This window comes from Propionicimonas sp. (assembly GCF_047606205.1).
Lineage (GTDB): Bacteria > Actinomycetota > Actinomycetes > Propionibacteriales > Propionibacteriaceae > Propionicimonas.
In genome coordinates this window covers 1-3163 of record NZ_JASGES010000020.1, presented here as the reverse complement: position 1 = coordinate 3163, position 3163 = coordinate 1, and the positions used below count along the sequence as shown (strand labels likewise).

3 protein-coding genes are annotated in these 3163 nt (G+C 72.6%); 2 read left to right on the top strand and 1 reads right to left on the bottom strand.

What is annotated here, in order from left to right; genetic code table 11:
• Positions 1-272 precede the first annotated feature (272 nt).
• A complete protein-coding gene (locus QM633_RS01295) occupies positions 273-1316 on the top strand; it encodes a phosphodiester glycosidase family protein (protein ID WP_415151910.1) in 1044 nt (347 codons plus the stop codon).
• A 4-nt stretch (positions 1317-1320) separates the two neighbouring features.
• Positions 1321-2406 carry a glycosyltransferase gene (locus tag QM633_RS01290; protein ID WP_415151909.1) on the top strand — a complete coding sequence of 362 codons (1086 nt, stop codon included), beginning with the start codon at positions 1321-1323 and terminating at the stop codon, positions 2404-2406.
• A 17-nt stretch (positions 2407-2423) separates the two neighbouring features.
• Here QM633_RS01290 and QM633_RS01285 read toward each other — a convergent pair.
• Positions 2424-3163: TetR/AcrR family transcriptional regulator (locus QM633_RS01285; RefSeq protein ID WP_415151908.1), on the bottom strand; the 740-nt coding region annotated here is incomplete at its 5' end.

The window sequence follows — 3163 nt, the reverse complement described above, 5'->3', positions numbered from 1 at the left end:
GGCGGCGGCGACAGCACCGGCTGACCCCCCGCCGCCGTCCTCGCCCCGCCGCTTGCCTCGCCCCGCGCGTTCGCTCCCGAAAGGCGGCTTTGCTACCGGAATTCCGGGAGCAAAGCCACCTTTCGGGAGCAAGGGCGTGGGGGGAGACGTCGATGCCGATCAGGTAGTCCTTGCCGCGGATGCGTGGCCGGCGGCGGTGGGGGAGTCGGATTCACTCCGGTGGCACGTGGCTGTCACAGGAGGCTCACAAGGGCGACGCGTGAACTGGTCGCATGACCGCACAGACCACGTCGCAGGCACCCGACACGACCGGGGACGGCCCCCGGGAGTGCGCGGCGCCACCGTCCGGGTCGGCTCCGTCCACCGCGGCTCCGGCAGGGGACGGGAAGCGCTCGCGCCGGCTGGGCCGGCGCACGTTCCTGACGGCGGGCCTCGGCGGGCTGGTCGCCGTCGGAGGAGGCGCCGCGTGGGCGCTGGACCGCTACGTCATCGAGCACGTCGAGGTGACCAACGCCTCCTCGCAGCAGGCGGGCGTGACCGTCGCCACGGCGGACGCGGGCGGCACCAGCACGGCCGACAGCTACACCTCCGACACGGCGTCCATCCGCGTCACGAAGCACACGTCCGGGTCGGGGGACGAGGCGCTGGCCTGGTTCGTCGCCGACATCACGGTCAGCGACGCCACCATCGTGCGCTCGGCCTTCGCCGACGACGAGTTCGGTGAGAACATCATCGCCGACCCCTCCGACATCGCCGCGGACGTCAACGCCGTGCTCGCCATCAACGGCGACTACTACGGCTTCCGCGACACCGGCATCGTGATCCGAAATGGCGTCGCCTACCGTGACGTGGGGGCCCGTCAGGGGCTCGTGTTCGGCACGGACGGGTCGATGCGGCTCTACGACGAGACCACGACCGACGCGGCGCGGCTGCTGGCCGGTGGCGCCTGGAACACCCTCTCCTTCGGGCCGGGACTCGTTGCGGACGGAGCCGTCGTCGAGGGGATCGACGACGTCGAGATCGACACCAACCTCGGCAACCACTCGGTACAGGGACGCCAGCCCCGTACCGGCGTCGGGGCGATCGCGGACAACCACTTCCTCTTCGTCGTCGTGGATGGACGCAGTACCGGCTACAGCCGGGGCGTCACCATGAGCGAGTTCGCTCAGCTCTTCGTCGACCTGGGCGCCGATGTCGCGTACAACCTCGACGGCGGCGGTTCGTCCGCGATGGTCTTCAACTCCACGTTGGTGAACAACCCACTGGGCCGAGAGCAGGAGCGCGGCACCTCCGACATCCTCTACGTGGCGGGGTGAGGCCGTGATCGTCCTGATCCCGAGCTACGAGCCGGACGAGCGGCTGCCACGGCTGGTGGCCGACCTGGCCGGTGTGGCCGGCCTGCACGTCGTGGTGGTGGACGACGGCAGCGGACCCGCATCCGCGCGCCATGTCGACGCCGCCCGCCGCGCGGGCGCGGAGGTACTCACCCATCCGTACAACCGGGGCAAGGGCGCGGCGCTGCGGACGGGGTTCGCCCACATCCGCCAGGTGCGCCCCGGCGAGGCGGTGGTCTGTGCCGACAGCGACGGACAGCACACCCTGCTGGACATCCTCAAGGTCGCGGCGGCGGTCGACGACGCGTCCGACATGGTGCTCGGCGCGCGCCGGTTCACCGGTCGCGTCCCGCTGCGCAGCCGGTTCGGCAACGGGGTGACCCGAGGCGTGTTCGCCCTGGTGACGGGAACGCGGGTGCGCGACACCCAGACCGGGCTGCGCGGCTACCCCCACCGCATGCTCGGTTGGCTGCTGGACGTGCCCGGCGACCGGTTCGAGTACGAGCTGGAGCTCCTGCTGCGCGCGAGCCGGGAGGGCCTGCGCGTCCGTGAGGTCGACATCGCGACGGTGTACCTCGCCGGTAACGCGTCCTCGCACTTCCGGCCGGTCCGCGACTCGGTGCGGATCTACCGTCCGCTGCTGGCATTCGCCGGATCCTCGCTGGCCGGGTTCGGCGTGGACGCGACGCTGGTGTTCGCGCTGTACGCGCTGACCGCGAACCTCGCGCTCTCCGTCGTGGCGGCCCGGCTGGTCAGCGGCTCGGTCAACTTCCTGCTCAACCGCCGCCTCGTCTTCGCTGCGGCGGACGCGCCGCTGTGGCGCTCCGTGCGCCGGTACGCACTGCTCGCCGCAAGCGTCCTGCTGGCCAACCTCACCCTGATGGAACTGCTCACGCCCGTGCTCGGGGTGGTGCTGGCCAAGCTGGTCACGGAGACGTCGCTGTTCCTGGCCGGCTTCGTCCTGCAGCGGCGGCTGGTCTTCGCCCGGAGGCCGGCCGCAGCCTCGAGAGCGGCAGTGCCGTCCCCGCCGCGGCCGGCGAGCGTCCGCGCCCGGGTGCCCGGGCCGCGCTGAGCGATGGCCAGGACGGCTCAGCCGGGTCGGTTCTCCCCGGCGAGCCCGGCCTCGATGCCGTCCATCACGAGTTCGAGGCCGCCGAGGAACTGTTCCCGCTCCCCGTGCCGCCGGTAGAGCGGGATCGTCCGGCTGACGAACGGGAACTCGGCGGGGTCGAGGGCGGCGAGCTCGCCGGCCCCCCGGCTCAACCGCGCCTCCCGGTCGTCGCTGCTGCGGGCATTGTTGACGGCGCCCAGCCCCGCCACACCGAACACTCCCATCAGCGCCGTGACCGCGCCGAACGTCGCCTCATCGCTCAAGCCGAGGGAGGTGAGCAGCTGCCCGATCCGGTCCCAGACCAGGATCACGATCCAGCCGCGTTGTTCCCCGGCCATGACCTCCACCACCCAGGGGTGGCCCTCGATCACCTCGAAGATCGCCAGTCCGGCCGCGCGGACGCCGTCCCGCCAGGTCCCGGGGTCGATCGGCCGCTCCAGCGCCGCGCGCACCGGCGGGCCGGCGACGGCCTCGTAGGCCAGCCGGAGCAGCTCGTCCTTGTCGTCGACATGCCAGTACACCGACGCCGCGCCGGCGCCGAGTTCTCCGGCCAGCCGGCGCAGGGTGAGCCCGTCGACCCCGTCGGCGTCGAGGATGTCGATCGCCCGGGCGAGGATCGCCTCCAGGGTGAGGGACGTCCGGGCGCCCCGGGGCGCGGGGTCACGGCGCTCGCTCGGCCTGCGGCGGGCGGACGCACCGGTGCCGCGGCGGCGTTCCG

What these genes read in the sequence shown, in the direction of transcription:
- QM633_RS01295 (WP_415151910.1), top strand. Translation starts at nt 273, where the DNA reads ATGACCGCACAGACCACGTCGCAGGCACCCGACACGACCGGGGACGGC.